Origin of the sequence: Candidimonas nitroreducens, from assembly GCF_002209565.1 — a bacterium.
In the GTDB taxonomy this organism is placed as follows: Bacteria; Pseudomonadota; Gammaproteobacteria; order Burkholderiales; family Burkholderiaceae_B; genus Candidimonas; species Candidimonas nitroreducens.
Genome location: NZ_NJIH01000004.1, coordinates 139,258 through 162,323, shown reverse-complemented (window position 1 = coordinate 162,323; position 23,066 = coordinate 139,258). Strand labels below are relative to the sequence as shown.

The following is a 23,066-nucleotide window of genomic DNA, read 5'->3' as shown; positions in this document are numbered from 1 at the left end:
TTACCCCGGGCGGGGCGGCGGTGCCTATGGAGTATAGGCCTATAGGCCGCCGTGCGTGCGCGGCGCTGTCAGACGGCCGCCGTGCCGACGGTCATGCCGCCGCACACATACAGCACCTGCCCGGTCGTGAAGCCGCTGCGCGCGTCGAGCAAGAATGCCGCGGCATGCGCGATATCGTCCGGAGTCCCTAGGCGCTTGACCGGCACGCCGTCGATGATGGCCTGGGTGCGTGGGCTGTCCGCCGGATTGGCCCGGTCGAATAATTCCGTGCGTATGGGCCCGGGGCCGATCGCATTGGCCGTGATGCCATGGCGGCCGAGTTCCAGCGCCCAGACCCGCGTCATCCCCAGCAGGGCCGCCTTGGTCGATGCATAGGCGCTGCGCAGTTCCTTGCCCAGGGCCGCCCTGGACGAAATATTCACGATACGGCCGAAGCCCGCGGCCTGCATGCCCGGCAGCAGAGCCTGCATGCATTGCATGGCGCAACGCACGTTCAGCGACCAGGTGCTGGCCAGTTCGTCAATCGTCTGCTCGGCGGCGCTGGCGGGGCATACCATGCCCACATTGTTCACCAGGCGTGTGATCGGCCCGCCGCGCAGCGCCTGCTCCAGCGCCTGGGCGGTCTGTTGCGGGTCGGAAAGATCGGCGGTGATGTCCCCGCCGGCCCGGTCTATGACCACCACTTCATAGCCTTCATCGGCGCAACGCCTCGCGCAAGCCGCGCCGATGCCGGCGCCGCCCCCGGTAATGAGTACTCGTTCTTGAGACATGGTTTCCTGCGTGAATGGATCGTACAGGCGACATTATGGCAGTGCCGGCCGCTTGCCACGAATCGCCGTGTGGTGTTCCGTGGTGCGGCGTTTTGCGGGACACGATGCCCGCATGTCATGGGCCAGCGGGCAAAGAGCTATGCAGGCCCATGCGGCCCGTGTACATCCGCGCTACGAACCCTTCCTGAGCTTGCCGCCCGCCGGCGTGGAGTGCGCGCCCAGCACTTTGCCGTTGACTTCCAGCCCATACAGGCTGTCGGCGGAATCGTGGTATTTCTTGCGGGTTTCTTCGACCGACCCATTGAAGCGCGGATCCTGGGGCCGTTCTTGGGCATCGATGAAATAGGCGACATCCCAGGCCTGCTGCTCCGTCAGGGTGTTGCCCTGGCTGAGCGGCATATTGGCCTTGATGAAGGCCGCCGCGGTGGCGACGCTGTGCATGCCCGCGCCCCAGTTGTACGAGTCGTCGCCCCACAAGGCGGGGAACACCATCTTGCCCCCGGCGTGCTGGCCCGCGCCGTCGGCGCCGTGGCAGAGCACGCAATGCTGCTCGTAGACTTGCTGGCCGCGGGTGTAGTCGGCTTTCTGGGCGGGCTTGGCCAGCTTCGGAAAACCCTGGCCGGCCAGCTTCACGCCGGTGGGTGCGCCCTTGGCCAACCAATACATATAGGTTTCCAGCGCCACGATGGTCTGGCTGTCGGCCGGAGGCATTGCGCCGTTCATGCTGTAGCGGAAGCATCCCTGCAGGCGCTCGGCCAGGGTGTTGACGTGGCCGTTCTTCGCACGGTATGCCGGATAGAGCACATAGGCCGCCCACATCGGCGAGGCGCCGGCGCGCCTGCCCGCGTCGAGGTGGCAGCTGACGCAGTTCAAGTCGTTGCCGATGTATTTGCCGGCGTAGGCGCCGGTGTGCAGGAAGATGTCCTGGCCCTTGCGCACCATTTTGCCGAACTCGTCGTCAGGTATGGAGTCGGCCGGCGGCGGCGTGAAGGCGGGCGCCGGCTCGGCTTTGGGGGCGGCGGCCTGCGTGGCGGCTTGCGTAGCACAGGGCAGGGCCGCGCCCAGCGTAGCGATGGCGGCGGCGCACAGGGCGGCGTGTTTCAAGTGTTTATTCATTTCTGTGCTCCCTGGGCCTGCGCGGCCGGGCTTTGTGCGGCAGCCGGCAGCTTGGAGAAATAGTCCGATACCGCCGTCATCTGCGCGTCGTCCATGCGCGCGGCGATATCCCCCATCAGGGCCAGCGGGCCGGGGTCGCGCTTCTTGTCTTTCCAGGCGGCCAGTTGATTGTGGAGGTACTGCGCCGACTGCCCGGCGATGGCCGGAAAGTCCTTGCCCACGCCGATGCCTCCCGGGCCGTGGCATTGCACACAGGCGGGGATGTCGCGGCTCCAGTCACCGCGGTTGGCCAGCCACGCGCCCGTATCGCCTTTGGGCGGATAAGTATCTGCGCGGCCGGCCAGCGCCTTGGCGTCGATGGCGGGCGGCAGTTGCGAGAAGTATGCGGCCACGGCCTTGACCTGCTCGGCGCTGAGCGCCTTGGCGATGGGCTGCATGATCGGGTTGGGGCGCTTGCCCGACGCAAAGTCGTGCAGTTGCCGGGCCAGGTAGTCGGCGCCTTGTCCGGCTAGATAGGGAAAGCCGGCGGCCGCCATGCCCTGGCCTTGCGCGCCATGGCAACTGGCACAGGCGACGGCGGCGCCGCTGCCCGAGGTGGCGATCGCCTTGCCCTGGTCGGCCAGGGAGTCCGCGTGGGCCTGGGCGCCCAGCGCCAGCAGGCTCGCGGCGGCCAGGCTATACAGCCTGCGGCGTTCGCGAATGAGGTTCGTGGTCATGGGCATGTTCTCCGTGTGTGCGAGTCGCTGCGGGCGCGGTGCATGGCCGGCGCCCCGTCATGCTGCCACGTAGGCCAATGCTGTTGCCGGTATGGAGGCTGCCTAGCGCCGGCGGGTCATATCCGGCGATCACACCATGCGCTCCGTCGTCGCGCAAGCTCGTTATGCTTAAATAATTATAAGCATATTTCTATTGATAATATAGATTCGACGGCCTGTTCCGAAATGTGTCGGGCGGATTTATATTGCGCCATCGTCGGACAGATTCAACTAGGGTGAACAGAGGCCCTACCCATCCAAATCGATCCAAGGGGACAGGCGATGAGACAGGCCGTATTGCGCTCTTCCAAGAAATTTTCCGCGGCCCTGGCTTTGGCTGGAGCCACCGCATTGTGCGGGAACGCGGCGTGGGCCCAGGCAGGGGCTGCCTGCCCGGACGGCAAGCCGGCCGATGGCGTCTCGCGGGCGGGAGGCCCGAAGGGCTGTCTGATCATGAAGTTGCACGAGGCCGATGCCCATCATTTCAAGAAGGTGCTGATCGTCTTTTTGCATGGCGACAATGGCGGCCACATCACCTTGAGCGACGACAAAGGGGCGGCGGCGCGCCTGAGCAACAAGCTGAATGCGACGGTCGTGGCGCTGCAGCGGCCGGGCTACCAGAGCCCGCTGGGCAAGTCCGACGGCTTTACCTCGTTCCAGGACGATGACTACACCTCCGGCAACGTCGACATCCTGGCGGGCGCGCTGGACAGCCTGCGCCGTCATTATCCGGGCCGGCGCATACTGTTGGTCGGCCACTCGGGCGGCTCGGCGATGACGGCCCTGACCGCGGCGCGGCATCCGGCCGCCGCCGATGCCTATCTGCTGGCCTCTTGCCCGTGCGACGTAGTGGCGTGGCGCGTCTGGCGCGGGCAGGACGGCAATCGCAGCGCATACTGGGGGCGCAGCCTGTCGCCGCTGAAAGAGGCGGGCAAGATCAAGCCCGGCACAGTCTTGCGGATCGTCGTGGGCACCAAGGACACGAATACGCTGCCCAAGTTCAGCGAGGCCTTCCTGGCCAAGCTGCAGGCTGGCGGCGTGCAGGCCGATCTGACTTATGTGGAAGGCGCCACGCATGCCTCGGTGCTGAAGACACCCGAGTTCATCAAGGTAGCGCGGCAGATGGCCAGAAAGCTGCAGCGCGGCGCGGACGATTGAAACGAGCCTGGACGTGGCGGCAGGTGCACCGACACCAGGGTGCTGCCGCGTTTTGCTACTGCTGCGTCTTGCCACTGCTTCGGCCGCGCTGCCGCCGCCACCCGGCGTCTTTCGCGGCCTGGCGCCTTGTTTTTTGATTGCGGGCCCGCATAGGGCCCGCCGGCGGATGAAGCCGATCAGCTGAACGCCTGTATGCCTGTCTGGGCGCGGCCCAGGATCAGGGCGTGCACGTCGTGGGTGCCTTCGTAGGTGTTGACCACTTCCAGGTTCACCAGGTGGCGGGCGATGCCGAATTCGTCGGAAATGCCGTTGCCGCCCAGCATGTCGCGCGCCAGGCGGGCGACGTCCAGCGCCTTGCCGCAGGAATTGCGCTTCATGATGGAGGTGATTTCCACCGCGGCGGTGCCTTCGTCTTTCATGCGGCCCAGGCGCAGGCAGCCTTGCAGGGCCAGCGTGATTTCGGTCTGCATGTCGGCCAGTTTTTTCTGGATGAGCTGGTTGGCGGCCAGCGGGCGGCCGAACTGCTTGCGGTCGACGGTGTACTGGCGCGCGGTGTGCCAGCAGAATTCGGCGGCGCCCAGGGCACCCCAGGCGATGCCGAAGCGCGCCGAGTTCAGGCAGGTGAAGGGGCCTTTCAGGCCGCTGACGCCGGGCAGCATCTGGGTGTCGGGGATTTCGACCTCGTCCATGACGATCTCGCCGGTGATCGAGGCGCGCAGGCCCACCTTGCCGTGGATGGCCGGCGCGGTCAGGCCCTTCATGCCTTTTTCCAGGATGAAGCCGCGGATCTTGCCGTCGTAGTCGCCGCCGACGCACTTGGCCCACACCACGAAGACGTCGGCGATGGGCGAGTTGGTGATCCACATCTTGTTGCCGCTGAGCTTGTAGCCGTCGGCGGTCTTGACCGCGCGGGTTTCCATGCTGCCGGGGTCGGAGCCGTGGTTGGGTTCGGTCAGGCCGAAGCAGCCTATCCATTGGCCGCTGGCGAGCTTGGGCAGGTATTTGCGTTTTTGTTCTTCGCTGCCGAATTCATTGATGGGCACCATGACCAGCGAGGACTGCACGCTCATCATCGAGCGGTAGCCCGAGTCGACGCGCTCGACTTCGCGGGCGATCAGGCCGTAGCACACGTAGTTCATGCCAGCGCCGCCGTATTCTTCCGGGATGGTGGCGCCCAGCAGGCCCAGTTCGCCCATTTCGGCGAAGATCGCCGGATCGGTCTTTTCGTGGCGGAAGGCTTCGAGCACGCGCGTGGCCAGCTTGTCCTGCGCGTAGGCCTGGGCCGCGTCGCGCACCATGCGTTCTTCTTCGGTGAGCTGGGAGTCCAGCAAGAGGGGGTCTTCCCAGTGGAAGGAGGGGGCAGAGGACATGGATACGCTCCGTGTAGATAATTTAAGTTTAAAGTATTTTTGCAGAGAACTCGGCAATGTTCAAGCTTTACGGCATGCCGCAAGGTGTTGCGGCAGCTCGGTGATTACATCGGGCCTGCCTGCGCGGCGGGCTTTGCTGCGGGCGGAACCGCCGGCAAGACCCGCGGGCTTGCGCGGCGGGCCTGTTGCCTGGCGGCCGGCCCGGCCGGCGCCTTACTTGGCCGCAGCCAGCGCCTGCTGGCGGATTTTCTGCAGCGTGGTCGTGGGCGTGATGGCCTCCGGATCGAGCTTGCAATGCAGGATGGCGGGCTTGCCGCTGGCCAGGGCGCGCTCGAAGGCAGGTTCGAACTGTTCCGTGCTTTCGACCGTTTCGCCGTGGCCGCCGAAGGCGCGGGCGTAGGCGGCGAAGTCGGGGTTTTCCAGTGTGGTGGCCGACAGGCGGCCCGGATAGTGGCGCTCCTGGTGCATGCGAATGGTGCCGTACATGCCGTTGTCGAAGATCAGCACGATGATGGGCAGGCCGTACTGCACCGCTGTGGCGAATTCCTGGCCGTGCATCATGAAGCAGCCGTCGCCGGCGAAGCACACCACCGTTTTTTCGGGCTGGACGCGCTTGGCGCCGACCGCGGCCGGCAGGCCGTAGCCCATCGAGCCCGAGGTGGGCGCGAGCTGCGTGCCGTAGCGCTGGAAGGGGTGGAAGCGGTGCAGCCAGGTGGCGTAGTTGCCGGCACCGTTGGTCATGATGGCGTCTTCGGGCAGGTGCGCATTCAGGTACTGCATGACGCGGCCCATTTGCAATGCGCCGGGGTTCTCGACGCGGGACGGGTCAGTCCAGGCCACGCAGCTTTCGTGCAGCGCCTGGGCGGCAACGGCCCATGCAGGCGCACCGGCCGGCGCCAGGCCTTGCAGCGCCGCGGCGAAAGACACCGGCGAGGTGTTGATGGCGAGGCTGGCGCGGTAGACGCGGTTCAGTTCGCTGGCGTCGGGGTGCACGTGCACCAGGCGCTGCGCGGGCACGGGGATGTCGAACAGCGTGTAGCTTTGGCTGGGGATCTCGGACATGCGCCCGCCCACCAGCAGCACCAGGTCGGAATCCTTGATGTAGCGGATGAGTTCGGGGTTGCTGCCCAGGCCCAGGTCGCCGACGAAATTCGGATGGCGCGCGGGGAACAGCATCTGGCGCCGGAACTGTACCGTGACGGGCAGTTGCCAGCGGGCCGCGAAGGCAGCGAACTGGTCGACCGCTTGCGCGTCCCAGCGCGAGCCGCCGAGTATGGCGATGGGGCGCTTGGCGCGCGCCAGCTCTTGGCCCAGGGCTTCGATCTGGCTGGCCGCCACCGCGGTGTCCACGACCTCGTAGTGCGGCGCGTCGGCGACACTGGCCTGGTCGGTCAGCATGTCTTCCGGCAGTGCGATCACCACCGGCCCGGGGCGCCCCGAGGTGGCCACGCTGAAGGCGCGCGACACCAGTTCGGGGATGCGTTCGACCTGGTCGATTTCGGTGACCCATTTGGCCTGCGTGCCGAATACCGCGCGGTAGTCCATTTCCTGGAAGGCATCGCGCTCGCGCATGCTGCGGTCGATCTGGCCGACGAACAGGATCAGCGGCGTGGAGTCCTGGTGGGCAATGTGCACGCCCGCCATGGCATTGGAGGCCCCCGGGCCGCGCGTCACCATGCAGATGCCGGGCCGGCCCGTGAGCTTGCCGTGCGCGTCGGCCATCATGGCCGCGCCGCCTTCCTGGCGGCAGACCGTGACCTGGATGTCGGCGTCGTGCAGGCCGTCGAGCACGGCCAGGTAGCTTTCACCGGGCACGCAGAATACGTGATCGACACCGTGGGCGACCAGTTGGTCGACGAGAATATGGCCGCCCGGTCGGGCGGCGGGAGCGGAGGCTGAGCTGGATTTCATGATCCTTCCAGGATAAGTGCGTTTTATGCACAACGCAATTGATAAAATTGCACAATGTCTTGCGTATTGCGCAGACATGCCGGGGCCTGCTTGTGCCGCGTACTGCCCCTGCGGGGCGTGGTCGGGCCGGGCCTCATGGCCTTCGATTCTAAACCTCCTCTCTGGCGGGAGTGGCGCAGCGGCTCTGGCTCGTGCCTGGCCTGGCCGGTGCGTCCATCGGTATCCGGATCCAAGGCCAGGCATTCGAGACGGGCTGTTCGGGGGATCCCCCTTTGGGTGTGGCAGTCCCTGCGCAGACGGGCGGGGCGCCAGAGGGCATCGAAACATCAGAGGACGCGGAGCATCGGCATGAGAAACGGCATTCCCAACCTGGGCGCCCTGCAGGCCTTCGAGGCCACGGCGCGCCTGGGCTCGTTTTCCCGCGCGGCCGAGGAATTGGCCCTGACCCACAGCGCGGTTTACCGCCAGGTGGCGGGCCTGGAAGAGCGCCTGGGCGTGCAGCTGTTCACGCGCGTGCGGCGCCGCGTGGCGCTGACCGAGGCGGGCGCGGAATATGCCGCGCGAGTGCGGCACCACCTGGAGCAGCTGGAAAAAGACACCTTCGGCCTGGTGTCGCGCGCCGGCATGGGGCGCAGCCTGCACATCGCCGTGCTGCCGACGCTGGCCACCACCTGGCTGATCCCGCGGCTGCCGGAATTCCGCGCCCGCCACGGCGATATCTCGGTCAGCCTGTCGATACGCACGCTGCCTTTCCAGTTCAGCGATCACCCCTTCGATGCGGCCCTGTACCACGACCGGCAGATGTGGCCGCACACGGCCGGCATCAAGCTGTTCGACGAGGGCGAGCTGCTGCCGGTCTGCCTGCCCGAGCTGGCGCGCCGGGCGCGCAAGGAGGGCATGGCGGCGCTGACCCACCTGCACATGATTTCGCGCCCGGACGCCTGGCGCCTGTGGTATCGCCGCTACGACATGGATTACCTGCCCTCCGTCAGCGCCGGGCCGCGCTATGAGCTGTTCACCATGACCATGGCCGCGGTGCGCGCCGGCCTGGGCGTGGGCCTGGTGCCGCGCTTCCTGGTGCAGGGCGAACTGGCCGCGGGGCGCCTGCGCATTCCCGCCGGTGCGGGGCTGGCGGTGCCCGAGGCGTATTATTTCAGCTATCCCGACAATATCGAGCGTTCCGGCGCGCTGGCGGCCTTCGAGACCTGGCTGGCCGGCGTGGTGAAAACCTCCGGCGACCCTGCGCCGCCGCGCGGCTGAAGGCCTGTGCGGCTGAGCCGCGGGCGGCCCTACAAGAGGAGACGAGGCATGGATGGACTAGGCATGGACGCAAGCCCCGGCAAGCCTTGCGCAGGCAGGTCTGCTGCTGGCCTGTCCGAGGTCTTGGCGGATGCGGCGAGCCTGGCGGGCAGGGCGAGCGGCCCCGTCGTCTGGCAAGCGCCGCGGCCCGGCGCCTCTGGCCCGAGGCCAGCCCCGCGCCCTTGTGGGCTGCGCCGCCTGGCCTGGGCCTGGCCCCTGCTGGCGGCCGTGGCGCTGGCGCCGCTGCGCATGGCCGCGGCCGATGCGCTGCCGGCCGTGCTGCAGCAGGCCATGGCGGCCGAGGACATCAATCCCGAGGCGGGTACCGGCCGCATCGAGCGGCCCGTGGCGCATGCGCGCCACGACATGGTCAGCAGCGCCAATCCATTGGCCAGCCGCGCCGGCCTGCAGATACTGCGCCAGGGCGGCAGCGCCGCCGATGCGGCGATCGCCATGCAGATGGTGCTGAATCTGGTAGAGCCCCAGTCTTCGGGCATTGGGGGCGGCGCCTTCATCGTTACCTACGACGCCCGGCAGCGGCGGGTACGCAGCTATGACGGCCGTGAAACCGCGCCGGCGGCGGCGCGCAGCGACCGCTTCATGCGCGACGGCCATGCCATGCCGTTCATGGCGGCAGTCAACAGCGGGCTGTCGGTCGGCACGCCCGGCGTGCTGCGCGCCCTGGCTCTGATGCACGCGCGCGAAGGGCACTTGCCCTGGAAGACGCTGTTCCAGCCGGCCATACGGCTGGCCGAGCAGGGTTTCAAGGTGTCGCCGCGCCTGCACGCTTTGCTGGAACAGAACCAGGCGCTGCGCAAGCAGCCCGCCGCTGCGGCCTATTTCTACAATGCCCAGGGGCAGGCCTGGCCGGTTGGCTACCGGCTGCGCAATCCGGCCCTGGCGCAAGTGCTGCGCGGCATTGCCGAGCGCGGCCCGGACGCTTTCTACAAGGGCGAGGTGGCGCGCGACATTGTCGCCGCCATCGCGCACCACGCAGTGCCCGGCGACATGACGCTGGCCGACCTGTCCGGGTATCGCGCGCTGGAGCGCGCCCCGCTGTGCGCGCCGTACCGCTCGGCCTATACCTTGTGCGGGCCGCCGCCGCCCAGTTCGGGCCCGCTGACCGTCATACAGATGCTGGAAATCCTGACCCACACACCGATAGACCGCTACCCGGTCGATTCGGTGCAGGCGGTGCATTATTTCGCCGAGGCCGGCAAGCTGGCCTACGCCGACCGCGACCTGTACGTGGCCGACCCCGCCTTCGTCAAGGTGCCGGTAAAAGACCTGCTGAGCCCGGGATACCTGGCCTTGCGCGCCACACTGATCGAGCCCGGCCGCAGCATGGGCCCCGCGCTGCCCGGCGACCCGGCGCGCATGCGCATGTTGCGCGGCGCGGGCAATACCCCCGAGATCCCGTCCACCTCGCACTTGGTGGTGGTCGACGATCATGCCAATGTGGTGTCCATGACGACCACCATCGAGTCCGCCTTCGGCAGCAAGATCTTCGTCGACGGCTTCCTGCTGAACAATCAGCTGACCGATTTCTCGCTGTCGGATGTGGATGCGCAGGGCCGGCCGGTTGCCAATCGCGTCGAGCCGCTGAAGCGGCCGCGCAGCTCCATGGCGCCCATGCTCATCCTTAAACATGACAAGCCTTATATGGCCATCGGTTCGCCCGGCGGCAGCGCCATCATCAATTATGTCGCCAAGGCCGTGCGCGGCGTGCTCGACCGCGGCCTGAACATCCAGGAAGCCATAGACCTGCCGAATCTGGGCAGCCGCAACCGCGGCCTTGAAATTGAAAAGTACACCGCGCTGCACCGCCTGATCCCCGGCCTGCGGGCCATGGGCTATACCGTGCACGAAAGAGACTTTCCCAGCGGCTTGCAGGGCGTGGTGATCACCCCGCAAGGCCTGGAGGGCGGCGCCGACCCGCGCCGCGAGGGGCTGGCGATCGGGGATTAGGGCTTGTTCGCACTAAAAGGGGAGCCCCTTTTAGTGTGAACAGACCCTAATACGGGTTCGCAAACGGTAGCCGCGTTCAGGCAAGGGCGCTGCTTCGCCTTTCGCCTTGCCGTGTGACTGGTATGGTTCTGCGGCTGCGCGCTTTGTTCTTTATTTGATTGCGTATCCGTTGGGGGCGCTACTTGAAGACCACGGTGCGCTGGCCGTTGAGCAGGATGCGATGCTCGACGTGGCGCCGCACGGCGCGCGCCAGCACCAGCGATTCGACATCGCTGCCCACCTGCACCAGCTCGTCGGCGCTCATGGAATGATCCACGCGCTCGATGTCCTGCTCGATGATGGGGCCTTCGTCTAGGTCGGCGGTGACGTAGTGCGCGGTGGCGCCGATGATCTTCACGCCGCGGGCGTGCGCCTGGTGATAGGGGCGGGCGCCCTTGAAGCTGGGCAGGAAGCTGTGGTGGATGTTGATCGCACGGCCGGACAGCGCCCGGCACATGTCCTGCGACAGAATCTGCATGTAGCGCGCCAGCACCACCAGGTCGACGCGCTCGGCTTCCACCAGGTCGAGGATCTGCCGCTCCTGCGCGGCGCGGGTCTCGGGCGTTACGGGCAGGTGGTGGAAGGGCACCTTGTATGAACCGGCCAGCGACGCGTAGTCGGGGTGGTTGGAAACAATGGCGGCGATCTCCACCGGCAGCTGGCCGCTGTGCGTACGGAACAGCAGGTCGTTCAGGCAGTGGCCCTGGCGGCTGACGAGGATCAGCAGGCGCGCCTTGCGGCGCGCGTCGAGAATGCGGGCGTCCATGTCGAAATCTTCGGCCAGCGGCAGGAACTGCCGCTGCAGCTCGGCGATGTCCATGGCGTCGGGCAAAGAGAAATGCACGCGCAGGAAAAAGCGCTGCGTCTGGGTGTCGCCGAATTGCTGGGCGTCGATGATATTGCCTTCGCGCTCCAGCAGCCAGCCCGAGACGCGGTGCACGATGCCCACGCGGTCGGGACAGGAAAGAGTAAGAATGTAGTCGTGTGTCGTCATAATGCTTTTGCGGATTCGCAATCAAAACGGCGGGTGCGTTGAAAAACCATGTTGCTTCGGGCTTGCCGGGTGCATGGCTTGCCGGTTTTGGCGCGCGGGTGCCTCTGGGCCGGGTTCATTGCGGCGGGTTCATGCCGGCGCCCGCTTGCAGCGCCTGGCGGGTCGCCTGGGCCACGGCCAGGCATGAAGTGAGTCCGGGCGATTCGATGCCGAACAGATTCACCAGATTGGCCACGCCGTGCTGCGCGGGGCCCGAGATCACGAAGTCGGCGGCCGGTTCGCCGGGGCCGGCGATCTTGGGCCGTATGCCCGTGTATCCGGGGCTCAGCGCGCCGTCGGGCAGCCCCGGCCAGTATTGCCGCACGGCCTCGTAGAACACCTCGCCGCGCCGCGCGTCCAGCGTGTAGTCGGGGTGATCGATCCACTCGGTGTCGGGGCCGAACTTGGCCTGGCCGCCCAGATCCAGCGTCAGGTGCACGCCCAGCCCGGCGTGGCTCGGCATGGGGTAGATCAGGTGGGAGAAGGGCGCGCGGCCCGACAGCGTGAAATAGCTGCCCTTGCAGAAATAGGCTTGGGGAATGTGCCGCGCATCCAGGCCTTGCAGGCGCCGCGCCGCCTCGGGTGCCTGCAGGCCGCAGGCGTTGATCACGCAGCGCGCAGTGATCTCCATGGGCTCCGCACCCTCGAAGCGCAGCAGGAATTCGCCCGAAGGCAGGACGCTGCCGCTGGCAAAGGGCGTGTGGAATACACATTGTGCGCCGTGATTCTCGGCATCACCCTGCAAGGCCAGCATCAGCGCGTGGCTGTCGACGATGCCCGTAGACGGCGAGACCAGCGCGGCCGCGCAGCGCAGCGCCGGCTCCAGCGCCTGCGCCTCGGTGCCGCTGATGCGGTACAGGTCGTCCACGCCATTGCGGCGGGCGCGCTCGGCGATCTGATCCAGGCCCGCGGCCTGCTCCGGCGTAGCGGCCACGATCAGCTTGCCGAGCCGCTGGTGCGGTATGCCGTGTTCCGCGCAATAGTCATAGAGCATGTGCTTGCCGGCCACGCACAGGCGTGCCTTGAGGCTGCCTTGCGGGTAATAGATGCCGGCATGGATGACTTCCGAGTTGCGCGAACTGGTGCCCGTGCCTATGGCCTCGGCGGCCTCGGCCAGCAGCACGTCATGGCCGGCCATGGCCAGTTCGCGCGCCACGGCCAGGCCCACCACGCCGGCGCCCAGTACCACGCAGTCGATGTCTGCAGCCATTGTTTATAGATCCTTGTATTTCATGTGTGCCGTAGCCGTCGCCGTCGCCCTCAACCGCTGCCGCTGCTCGCGCTGTCGGTTTCTATGCGCGGTAGCGGCAGCGGTAGCGGCAACCGCGCCGCCACCGCGGCATTGCTCCGGCTTGCGGCATGCGCCGCGCCTGTTCCGCCAACAACGACCAGCCTGCATCAAGGTTCCGGCAGTGGTTCGCGCGAAGGCGTCAGATCGAAATCGCCCGCATGGTACACCAAGGGCAGTCCGGCGCCGCGGTGGCAGCGTTCCACCTGGCCTATGAAGATGAGATGGTCGCCGGCCTCGACCTGGCTGTGGTTGTGGCATTCGAACCAGGCTGCGCAATGCGGATCGGCCAGCATCGGCGCGCCGTGGGGCGAGCGCGTCATGTCCACGCCGGCGAAGCGGCTGGCCTGGCTGCCCTGCGCGAATTGGCGTGCCAGGTGCAGCTGTCCGGCCGACAGCACATGGATCACATAACGCTCGGCACGCTGGAAGTAGGATAGCGACGAAGCCTTGCGGGTCAGCGTCCAGAGCACCAGCGGCGGATCCAGCGACACGGAATTGAAAGAGCTGATGGTCAGCCCCACCGGGCCGTGGCTGCCGCCGTCGGTGGTGACCACGGTGACGCCGGTAGGGAAGCGGCCCAGCGCCGAACGGAAATACCGCGTGTCGAAGTCCGCGGGGCGGGCGGTCATTGCGAGCCCCCCTGCCGCTGCGCGACATACCCCCCGGGGGAGCATGCGCGCCCTTCGGGCGGCCGGGCGGGCGCACTGATGAGCGTAGAAGACATGCGGCCGCTACCTTAGGGCGCCAGGCGGACGTTGGCCCATTGCTGCTGGGCGTTCTTGAGGAAGACTAGCCGGTCGTGCAGGCGCGAGGGCCGGCCCTGCCAGAACTCGACGCGCTCGGGAGCCAGACGGTAGCCGCCCCAGTGCTCGGGCCGCGGCGGATGCTCGCCCAGCGACTGCGTGAATTCGCGCGTGCGCGCCTCGAGCTGGTCGCGGCTGATGGGCTGGCTTTGCGGCGAGGCCCAGGCGCCGATGCGCGAACCCAGCGGGCGGCTGTCGTAATAAGCGGTGGATTCCTCGGCCGAAATCTTGCCGACACGGCCCTCGATGCGTACCTGGCGTTCCAGCAGCGGCCAGAAGAACAGCAGGCTGGCATATGGATTGGCGGCCAGTTCCGTGCCCTTGCGCGATTCGTAATTGGTGTAGAACACGAAGCCGCGCTCGTCGTAGCCCTTGAGCAGCACGATGCGCGCCGAGGGCCTGCCTTGCGCATCGCAAGTGGCCAGCGTCATGGCGGTGGGCTCCACGGCTCCCGCCTTCAGAGCCTCTTCGAACCAGAGTGAGAACTGCTCGAGCGGCGTAGACGCCAGCGCGGATTCGAGCAATACATTTTTTTCGTAGCTTTGACGGATATCGGCAACGGACATGGTGTGGCTGGCGGCGGTCAGCGGGCTGATGCGAGAACGGACAATATAGCGAGTTTAACCCTTACCGGCCGTATTCTTGGGCCGTGCCGGCCCGCGCAGGCGCAGCACCACCGCCCGCAGCTTCTTGTCGAGTATGCCGTGCTGCTCGAGTGCCTGCGCCGTTTCCAGAACATATTCGGTACACGGCCCGTAGTGGCCGTGGGCGCGCTGCACGATGGCGATCAGCTCTTCCGGCGGCAGGCCCCGCACGTAGGCGTCGGTGCCGCGATCCATGGTGAAGGCCAGCGCCCGCACGCCGCCCTGGCGAGTGCGGCAGTTCAGCCACTTGGGAATATAGGCGCCGCTGGGCATCTCGCGCTTCCACAGCTCGCGCATCGTCGTCCTGACCTCGCGCGCCGCTATGCGGAACACCACCCCCTTGCAGGAGCCGCCCCTGTCCAGCCCGAACACCAGCCCCGGCAGTTCCGGCGTGCCACGATTGACCCGCGACCACAGGCACAGCGAACGGTGATACCCATTGAGCACCGCCAGGCGGCGCTCGGCAAAGTCGAATTCGGGGCGCCAGACCAGCGAGCCATAGCCGAACACCCAGACATCCTGGTCGGGAGTCCAGTGGCTCAGGCTGCGGTCGAGCGAGGCCTGGCGCTCGGCGTCCGTCAACAGGCGGAAACTGCGGCGTGCGGGAGTTGATGAGGTGGCGGCGGGAAGATTCACGGCATAGTGTCCGGCTTGATGCTTAATGCTTAATCCTTGAGGCATTAATGCTTGATGCTTGATGCTTGATGCGTGGTGCTTAAGGCTTGCGATTTGCAGCTTGCGACCCCTATTTTAGTGTCAGCCAGGCGGGGCGGGGTAGGGCATGTCCGTCGGCCAGGATCCGGCGAACCCTATTCGGCAAGGGCGTGTGGACGTAGCGGCGCCTCGGGCCACATCCGTGGGCCGGAGCGGCTAAGCGCCCGCTCCCTTCCTAGTGTGAACGGGCTCCAGGGCTTGCAGGCGCGTGTACACTTCCGTTGTGCCGCCTGCCCGCCGTGACCTGCGTGTGGCAGCACGGGCCGCAAAGGACAAGCGGCGGCCGCTGCTGCGCCTGGCCGGGCGCCCTGCCTGCCGGTGCTCGTTGCCACGTCTCATTAAGAATAAGCCAGCTCCAGCCATGTCTTCCATGTCCGAGATCGACGCCGTCGATACCCGACGCCGCTTTGGCGGCGTCGAACGCCTGTACGGCCCCGACGCCCTGCCGCGCCTGGCTGCCGCCCACGTGGCCGTGGCCGGCATAGGCGGCGTAGGCTCGTGGTGCGCCGAGGCGCTGGCCCGCTGCGGCGTGGGTGCGTTGACGCTGATCGACCTGGATCACATCGCCGAATCCAACATCAACCGCCAGCTGCACGCCCTGACCGAAACCCTGGGCGCGGCCAAAGTGCAGGCCATGGCCCAGCGCGTGCACGGCATCAATCCCGACTGCCGCGTCAATATCGTCGACGACTTCGTCACCCCCGACAACATACGGGAAGTGCTGCCGCCCGACCTGGCTTTCCTGGTCGACTGCACCGACCAGATCTCCGCCAAGACCGCCATGATCCTCGAAATGGCGCGCCGCGCCGCACCCATCGTCGTCTGCGGCGGCGCCGGCGGCAAGATCGACGCGCTGGGCCTGCGCGCCGGCGACCTAGCCCAGGCCGCCAACGACGCCCTGCTGGCCAAGCTGCGCAATACCCTGAGGCGGCGCCACGGCTACCCCAAGGCTTCCGACCACGCCGGCAAGCCGCGCAAGCGCGTCCCCAAGATGGGAGTCCGCGCCCTATGGTTCGACCAGCCGGCCCTGCTGCCCTCCGCCTGGGCCAGTGGCGCGGCGGCCGCTTTCACCGCAGCCACCGGTTCCTCCGCCGACTCCGCCGCGCCCTCCAACGCCGATGCCGCCCCCGACACAAGTGCTGCCGCCGCCGGCCCGCAAGGCCTGTCCTGCGCCGGCTACGGCTCCCTGGTCACCGTCACCGCCGCCATGGGCATGGCCGCCGCCGGCCAAGTGATCCATCACTTGATCCAGGGTCGCTACCCTGGCTGAATATTGGATTCGTTTTGCTTGTGGCGCCTTGTAGTATTAATGTGAAAGAAGCCCCTTTCATTCTCGGGGGAGGCGGCGCCCGCCATGACGGTTAGGGCCTGTTTACACTAAAAGGGGAGCCGCACTGGTGGGCAAATGGGCGCCATGCGTCGTTGCAGACTCGTTGCGTGGAGCGGCCTCGCCCGCGCCTAGCCTGGCGCCCATTTGCCCACCAGCCCGCAGGGTGGCCACAAAAAAGCCCGCCCCTCGGCGTTGCTCATGCTCTCCGTGGAACCACCACGGCTGCGCTTCGCGCCTTGATGGACAGGCTTTTTTGTGGCCATGCGACTCCCCTTTTAGTGTGAACAGGCCCTAAGCGCGACCGTCAAGGCAGACCGCAATTCGGCGCGGCCCCAAAATATCCGATGAGGCCCACAAAGTCCGTACAGGCTGAGCTTCCCCTGAAATTTCGCCTTTTAAGAGGACGCGTATGAACTCGACGGAAAGGAAGGCCAACAAGGCTCGCAAGCCCCAACGACAAGATTCACAAGCTCCAACAAGCCCCAATGGTGTATCTACAAAATCTACAAAACACCAACAACACCGCGAAGCTGTCCCAAAACTCCACAACGTCCAGCGTCGGCGGCGGGGCCAGGTGGGCGGCGATTTGAGAGCCCGCCGCGGCCTTCGGGCGTTTTGGGGATGCGAGGGAGGCACTGTTTGACCGCGACGTTTGCGGTCAGCCTGGGGGGCTGACCGCCGCGGGAGTTTGCCGACCGCCCCAAAACGTCCGGAGGCAAGGGCAGCCCCGGCGTAGCCGGGGCCGGGCGAACTTAGCCGCCCACCTGGCCCCGCCGCCGGCGCGGGTTCAAAATCCGACCACCAAGGGCCGACCGCCGGCGCGGGTTCAAGATCCAACCACCAAGCGACCAACCGCCGGCGCGGGTTCAAGATCCGACCACCAAGGGCCGACCGCCGGCGCGGGTTCAAGATCCAACCACCAAACGACCAACCCTCAACGCAGGTTCAAAGCACAACCCGCCGCTACTGTCCCGCAGCCGCAGCCGCAGCCGACGCTGACGCCGAAATCTCCGCCTCGGTCTCCACACCACCCTCAGCCGCCTTCATGAACGGCTCCAGCGCCGCCCCTGTGTGCGACACATCACGCCGTGCCATCAGCTCTTCCGGCGTCCCCGCGGCCACCACCCGGCCGCCGCCGCGGCCGCCTTCCGGCCCTAGATCCAGCACCCAGTCCGCCTCCGCGATCACATCCAGATTGTGCTCGATCACCACCACCGTATTGCCCGCATCCACCAGCCGATGCAGCACATGGATCAGCTTCTCCACATCCGCCATCGACAGCCCCACCGTCGGCTCATCCAGCACATACAGCGTGTGCGGAATACGCGACGCCCGGCCCGTCTTGATCAGCCCGTCAGTCAGCCGCGCCTTCACCAGCTCCGTCACCAGCTTGATGCGCTGCGCCTCGCCGCCCGACAGCGTCGGCGAAGGCTGGCCCAGCGTCAAATAGCCCAGCCCCACATCCTGCATCAGCTGCAGCGCCCGCGCTATCTTCGGATGCGCCGCAAAATAGCCGATGGCCTCGTCGACCTCCATCTTCAGCACCTCGCCCGCGCTCTTGTCGCGCAGCATCACACTGAGCGTGTCGCGGTTGAAGCGCTCGCCGCCGCAGGCATCGCAAGGCACCTTCACATCCGGCAGGAAACTCATTTCCAGCGTGCGCATCCCCTGGCCCTCGCAGATCGGGCAGCGGCCCTCGCCCGTATTGAACGAGAAGCGCGTCGGCCCCCAGCCGCGTATGCGCGACTCGCGTGCATCGGCGAACAGCCGGCGCACATCGTCCCAGAAGCCTATATACGTTGCCGGACATGAGCGCGGCGTCTTGCCTATGGGCGTCTGGTCGACCTCCAGCACCCGGTCGATGCGTTCCCAGCCCTCGATGCCGGTGCAGCCATACCAGGCCGCCGGCGCCTTGCCTTGCGACACCGCGTGGGCCAGGTTGTCCAGCAGCACCTCGCGCGCCAGCGTCGACTTGCCCGAGCCCGACACGCCGGTAATGACGCTGAGCCGGCCCACCGGAATGGCCGCCCGCACATTGTGCAGATTGTGCAGATGCGCGCCGCGCACCTCGACCATCGGCGTGTCGCGGCCGACCTTGCGCCGCGGCTGCAGCGGATGGTGCAGCGGCCGCGCCAGATAGCGGCCCGTGACCGATTCCGGGCTGGCGATCAGGTCGCTGGCGCTGCCTTGCGCCACCACGCGCCCGCCGCGCACCCCGGCGCCGGGGCCGATGTCGATGATGTGCGAGGCGCGCCGTATCGTGTCGTCGTCGTGCTCTACCACCACCAGCGTATTGCCGTGGCCTTCCAGCTTGCCCAGCGCGTCGAGCAATATCCGGTTGTCGCGCGCATGCAGCCCTATGGTCGGTTCGTCCAGCACATAGCACACACCCTGCAGGTTCGAGCCCAGCTGCGCCGCCAGGCGGATGCGCTGCGCCTCGCCGCCCGAAAGCGTGGGCGCGGCGCGATCCAGCGCCAGATAGCCCAGGCCGACCTCTTGCATGAAATCGAGGCGGCCGCGGATTTCCGTGAGGATGTCGCGGGCGATCTCCGCCTCGCGGCCACGGCTGACCAGGCCGGTGAAGAAAGTTTGCGCGTCCGACACCGGTAGCGCCGCCAGCTCGGCGATCGAGTGGTCGCGCCAGCGGAAGGCGCGCGCCAGCGCATTCAGGCGCTCGCCATTGCACACCTTGCAGGGCTCGGCCTCGCCCTCATACCAGTCGTTCCAGGCGGTTTCCTCGCCGGTCTGCTCGGCGTCGAAGCCCTTGAGCTGCAGGCCCGTGCCGAAGCAGGCCGGGCACCAGCCGTGCTTGGAGTTGTACGAGAACATGCGCGGATCGGGCTCGGGGTAGCTGGTGCCGCAACTGGGGCAGGCGCGCTTGACCGAAAAGTGCAGCGCCTGCGCCGCGCCGTCGGGGGCCGTGGCGCGGCGCTGCGCCAGCGGGGCTGCGCCGTGGCTCAGGCCCACCAGCGCCACCAGGCTGCCGTGGCCGTGTTCCAGCGCCTCGTGCACTGCCTTGCGCAGCGTAGCCTCGTCGGCCGCGTCCAGCACCAGGTCGGCCACCGGCAGTTCGATCGTGTGTTCTTTGTAGCGGTCGAGCCGCGGCCAGGGCGCCACCGGGATGAACTCGCCGTCGACCCGCAGGTGCGAATGGCCGCGGGCCGCCGCCCACTTGGCCAGGTCGGTGTAATAGCCCTTGCGCGCCGTGACCAGCGGCGCCAGGATGCCGACGTGCTCGCCCTTGTGTTCGCGCAGCAGCTGCGCCACGATCTGCTCGGGTTTCTGCGGTTCTACCGGCACGTGGCAGGTGGGGCACATCTGCGTGCCCAGCTTCACGTACAGCAGGCGCAGGAAATGGTGGATTTCCGTCATGGTGGCGACGGTGGATTTGCGGCCGCCGCGGCTGGTGCGCTGTTCGATGGCGACAGTCGGCGGAATGCCGTAGATGGCGTCGACGTCCGGCTTGCCGGCCGGCTGCACGATGGCCCGGGCATAGGCATTGAGCGATTCCAGGTAGCGCCGCTGCCCTTCGTTGAACAGAATGTCGAAGGCCAGGGTCGACTTGCCCGAACCCGACACGCCCGTGACCACCGTGAACGTATCGCGCGGGATCGACACGTTCACGCCTTTCAGATTGTGTTCGCGCGCATTGACGATATCGATGCTGTGGCGGCGCTGGCGCCCGACCACGCTTTGCAGCGGCGTGCCGCGGTCGGCGGCATATTCGGGCCGCGGTTCGGCCAGCGCGCGGGCGCGCTGCGAGGCTTCTTCGTAGACGATGGCGCTGGTGTAGTCGCGCAGCGCCTTGCCGGTATGCGAGCCGGCGCTGGCCATGAGGTCGGCGGGCGTGCCTTGCGCCACGACCTGGCCGCCGGCGTCGCCGCCCTCGGGGCCCAGGTCGACGATCCAGTCGGCGGCGCGCACCACGTCCAGGTTGTGCTCGATGATGAGCAGCGTGTGGCCGGCCGCCAGCAGCTTGCGGAAGGCGCGCATCAGCCGCGCCACGTCGTCGAAGTGCAGGCCGGTGGTGGGTTCGTCGAACAGGAACAGGCTGCCCTTCTTGGCCAGTTTGGCCGATGAAATGCCGCTGCGCGCCGCCGCGGCAAGGTGGCCGGCCAGCTTCAGGCGCTGCGCCTCGCCGCCCGACAGCGTGGGCACGGGTTGGCCCAGGCGCACGTATTCCAGCCCCACGTCGGCCAGCGGCGCCAGGCCGGCCTGCACGTCGCGCAGGCCGCTGAAGAATTCCGCCGCCTCGTGCACCGTCATTTCCAGCACCTCGTCGATGGAGGCGCTGCGTCCCAGGTGCTCGGCCCGCACTTCCAGGATTTCGGGGCGGTAGCGCTTGCCGTCGCAATCGGGGCAGCGCAGGTACACGTCGGACAGGAACTGCATTTCCACGTGCTCGAAGCCGGTGCCGCCGCAGGTGGGGCAGCGGCCGTCGCCGCTATTGAAGCTGAAGGTGCCCGGCGTGTAGCCGCGCTCGCGCGCCAGCGGCGCGTTGGAGAAGATCTTGCGGATGGCGTCGAAGGCGCCGACGTAGCTGGCGGGGTTGGAGCGCGCCGTCTTGCCTATAGGGGTCTGGTCGACCATCACCACGTCGGCGATCTGTTCCACGCCCAGCAGGTGCTGGTATTCGCCCGGCGGCTCGGTGGGCCGGCCCATGTGCTTGAGGATGGCGGGGTACAGCACGTCCTGGATCAGCGTCGACTTGCCCGAGCCCGACACGCCGGTGACACAGACCAGGCGGCCCAGCGGTATCGACAGGGTTACCTGCTTCAAGTTGTTGGCGCACACGCCGTCCAGCACCAGGCGCGGCGTGCCGGGCGCCACCGCCAGCGGCCGCGGCGCCTCGACGCGCAGGCGCCCGCCCAGGTAATTGCCGGTAAGCGTGTCGGCGCTGCGCAATTGTTCGGGTGTGCCGTCGAACACGATGCGCCCGCCGCGCTCGCCCGGGCCGGGCCCGATGTCCATGATGCGGTCGGCCGCGATCATGACCTGCGGGTCGTGTTCCACCACCACCAGCGTGTTGCCGTTGGCGCGCAGGCGGTGCATGACTTCGACCACGCGATGCATGTCGCGCGGATGCAGGCCTATGGACGGCTCGTCCAGCACGAACAGGGTATTGACCAGCGAAGTGCCGAGCGCCGTGGTGAGGTTGATGCGCTGCACCTCGCCGCCCGACAAGGTGCGGCTCTGGCGATCCAGCGACAGATAGCCCAGGCCCACGTCGCAGAGGAACTTCAGGCGCGTGCGTACCTCGTCGAGCAGCAGCTCGAGCGCGGCGTCCAGCGCCGACGATTCGAAGCGGATGCGGGAAAAATACTGCTGCACCTGCTCGATGGGCAGGCGCATCAGGTCGTGCAGGCCCAGGCCGGGCAGGGCGTCGAGCTGCGCCCGCGACCAGGCCGCGTGCACCGGCATGAAGCGCGGGTAATGGTCGTCGACCGGCTCGGCGTCTGCACCCAGGCGCCACAGCGTGGCGTCGGGCTTGAGCCGCGAGCCGCCGCAGGCCGGGCAGGGCGTGTAGCTGCGGTACTTGGACAGCAGCACCCGCACGTGCATCTTGTAGGCGCGCGATTCCAGCCAGTCGAAGAAGCGCTGCGCGCCGTACCACTGGGTCTTCCAGGCCTGCGGGCCGCCCTTCCAGTCGGGCGTGCCGTGGATGACCCAGTGCTTTTCCTGTTCGCTGAGGTCTTTCCAGGGCACCCCCAGGCGCACCCCGGCGGCCGGCGCATAGCGTTCCAGCTCGGTCTGGCATTCTTTGTAGCTGGTAGTCTGCCAGGGCTTGATGGCGCCTTCGCGCAGGGTTTTCTTTTCGTCGGGCACCACCAGGCCGTAGTCGATGCCCATCACGCGCCCGAAGCCGCGGCACGACTCGCAGGCGCCCAGCGGCGAATTGAACGAGAAGGTACTGGGCAGCGTGGGCGAATATTCGATATTGCAATGGGCGCAATGCAACTGCTTGCTGAAGCGCAGTACCGCGAGTTCTTCGCCCTGTTCGTTGGCAGCATGCACGGCCAGGTGGCCGTCGCCCTGGCGCAGCGCGGCGTCGAGCGCCTCCATGATGCGCGCCGGCTCGGCACCGGCGTAGCGGAAGCGGTCTTGCGTTACGTGCAGCACCCGCAGCGTCTCGGTTTCACCCGAGCCGGCCGCGCTGCGGCCCTTGGGTTTTTGCGCCGCCTTGCCGCCTTTTTTACGCACCGTGCCGGCCACCGGCCGGGTGATGCTTTCTTCGTGGTGGATGCGCGTATAGCCCTGCTGCTCGAGAAAGCCGCGCACTTCGTCTTCGGTGAAGTTGGCCGGTATCACGACTGGGAAGGTGATGCTCATGCGCGCCTGGTGCAGATCGGTGCGCAGCGCCAGCTGGCGCTGGATCGAGTCGGCGTTGTCGCGCCGCACCTCGGCGCCGCAGCCGCGGCAGTACAGGCGGCTCATGCGCGCATAGAGCAGCTTCAGGTGGTCGTTGAGTTCGGTCATGGTGCCCACGGTGCTGCGCGAGTTGCGCACCGGGTTGACCTGGTCGATGGCGATGGCCGGCAGTATGCCCTCGATGCGTTCGACCTGCGGCTTGTCCATGCGGTCGAGGAACTGGCGGGCGTAGGGAGAGAAGGTTTCGACGTAGCGCCGCTGGCCTTCCGCATACAGCGTGTCGAAGGCTAGCGAGCTTTTGCCCGAGCCGGATACCCCGGTCAGCACCAGCAGTTCGCCGGTATTGATGGATACGTCCAGGTTCTTGAGGTTGTTCTGGCGTGCGCCGGTAATGCGGATTTGTGAGCTCATGGCGATATGGTAGCCCTGGTGGCGATGGGCGGCAGAAGGCGCTGTGCTGTGCAGGGTTGGGCGGTTTCGGGTTAGAATTGCAGGT

General features: G+C 67.2%; 15 protein-coding genes. 4 read left to right on the top strand and 11 right to left on the bottom strand.

What is annotated here, in order from left to right:
* Positions 1 to 68: 68 nt before the first annotated feature.
* The 3 genes from CEY11_RS08230 to CEY11_RS08220 form a co-directional block, all read right to left on the bottom strand.
* Entirely contained in the window at positions 69 to 770 is a 702-nt protein-coding gene (locus CEY11_RS08230) for an SDR family oxidoreductase (RefSeq protein ID WP_088602902.1), read from the bottom strand.
* 171 nt (positions 771 to 941) lie between these two features.
* Positions 942 to 1,874, bottom strand: a complete 933-nt coding sequence (locus CEY11_RS08225) for a c-type cytochrome (protein WP_198958875.1) — start codon at positions 1,872 to 1,874, stop codon at positions 942 to 944.
* A gap of 8 nt (positions 1,875 to 1,882) precedes the next feature.
* Entirely contained in the window at positions 1,883 to 2,602 is a 720-nt protein-coding gene (locus CEY11_RS08220; protein WP_088602900.1) for a c-type cytochrome, read from the bottom strand.
* 321 nt (positions 2,603 to 2,923) lie between these two features.
* Here CEY11_RS08220 and CEY11_RS08215 point away from each other — a divergent pair, with 321 nt between their 5' ends.
* Positions 2,924 to 3,799 (top strand): alpha/beta hydrolase family protein, encoded by an 876-nt coding sequence (locus CEY11_RS08215; protein ID WP_088602899.1) that lies wholly within the window; start codon positions 2,924 to 2,926, stop codon positions 3,797 to 3,799.
* A 176-nt stretch (positions 3,800 to 3,975) separates the two neighbouring features.
* Here the strand turns inward: CEY11_RS08215 and CEY11_RS08210 are convergent, their stop codons facing one another.
* Positions 3,976 to 5,169, bottom strand: a complete 1,194-nt coding sequence (locus CEY11_RS08210; RefSeq protein WP_088602898.1) for an acyl-CoA dehydrogenase — start codon at positions 5,167 to 5,169, stop codon at positions 3,976 to 3,978.
* 213 nt (positions 5,170 to 5,382) lie between these two features.
* Positions 5,383 to 7,080 carry a thiamine pyrophosphate-binding protein gene (locus tag CEY11_RS08205; protein WP_088602897.1) on the bottom strand — a complete coding sequence of 566 codons (1,698 nt, stop codon included), beginning with the start codon at positions 7,078 to 7,080 and terminating at the stop codon, positions 5,383 to 5,385.
* Positions 7,081 to 7,428: 348 nt separating this feature from the next.
* On the opposite strand from CEY11_RS08205, the gene CEY11_RS08200 reads away from it, so the two are divergent.
* Together CEY11_RS08200 and ggt are read left to right on the top strand one after the other, a co-directional pair.
* On the top strand, positions 7,429 to 8,340 hold the full coding sequence (locus tag CEY11_RS08200) for a LysR substrate-binding domain-containing protein (RefSeq protein WP_088602896.1): 912 nt from the start codon (positions 7,429 to 7,431) through the stop codon (positions 8,338 to 8,340).
* A gap of 288 nt (positions 8,341 to 8,628) precedes the next feature.
* A complete protein-coding gene (ggt, locus tag CEY11_RS08195) occupies positions 8,629 to 10,347 on the top strand; it encodes a gamma-glutamyltransferase (protein ID WP_088603218.1) in 1,719 nt (572 codons plus the stop codon).
* A gap of 178 nt (positions 10,348 to 10,525) precedes the next feature.
* Here ggt and purU read toward each other — a convergent pair whose 3' ends face one another.
* The 5 genes from purU to CEY11_RS08170 all read right to left on the bottom strand — a co-directional run bounded on the left by purU (position 10,526) and on the right by CEY11_RS08170 (position 14,793).
* Positions 10,526 to 11,380, bottom strand: a complete 855-nt coding sequence (gene purU, locus CEY11_RS08190; protein ID WP_088602895.1) for a formyltetrahydrofolate deformylase — start codon at positions 11,378 to 11,380, stop codon at positions 10,526 to 10,528.
* A gap of 115 nt (positions 11,381 to 11,495) precedes the next feature.
* Entirely contained in the window at positions 11,496 to 12,629 is a 1,134-nt protein-coding gene (locus tag CEY11_RS08185; RefSeq protein WP_088602894.1) for an NAD(P)/FAD-dependent oxidoreductase, read from the bottom strand.
* A gap of 188 nt (positions 12,630 to 12,817) precedes the next feature.
* A complete protein-coding gene (locus tag CEY11_RS08180) occupies positions 12,818 to 13,339 on the bottom strand; it encodes a flavin reductase family protein (RefSeq protein WP_088602893.1) in 522 nt (173 codons plus the stop codon).
* Positions 13,340 to 13,446: 107 nt separating this feature from the next.
* Positions 13,447 to 14,079 carry a pyridoxamine 5'-phosphate oxidase gene (gene pdxH, locus CEY11_RS08175; protein ID WP_088602892.1) on the bottom strand — a complete coding sequence of 211 codons (633 nt, stop codon included), beginning with the start codon at positions 14,077 to 14,079 and terminating at the stop codon, positions 13,447 to 13,449.
* 54 nt (positions 14,080 to 14,133) lie between these two features.
* Entirely contained in the window at positions 14,134 to 14,793 is a 660-nt protein-coding gene (locus tag CEY11_RS08170; RefSeq protein ID WP_233154789.1) for a gamma-glutamylcyclotransferase, read from the bottom strand.
* 439 nt (positions 14,794 to 15,232) lie between these two features.
* Between CEY11_RS08170 and CEY11_RS08165 the strand changes: the two genes are divergently transcribed.
* On the top strand, positions 15,233 to 16,141 hold the full coding sequence (locus tag CEY11_RS08165) for a tRNA threonylcarbamoyladenosine dehydratase (protein ID WP_408608107.1): 909 nt from the start codon (positions 15,233 to 15,235) through the stop codon (positions 16,139 to 16,141).
* Between the two features lie 1,023 nt (positions 16,142 to 17,164).
* Here CEY11_RS08165 and uvrA read toward each other — a convergent pair.
* Positions 17,165 to 22,981: an excinuclease ABC subunit UvrA gene (uvrA, locus tag CEY11_RS08160; protein WP_088602890.1), complete on the bottom strand. Its 5,817-nt coding sequence runs from the start codon at positions 22,979 to 22,981 to the stop codon at positions 17,165 to 17,167.
* Positions 22,982 to 23,066: the final 85 nt, after the last annotated feature.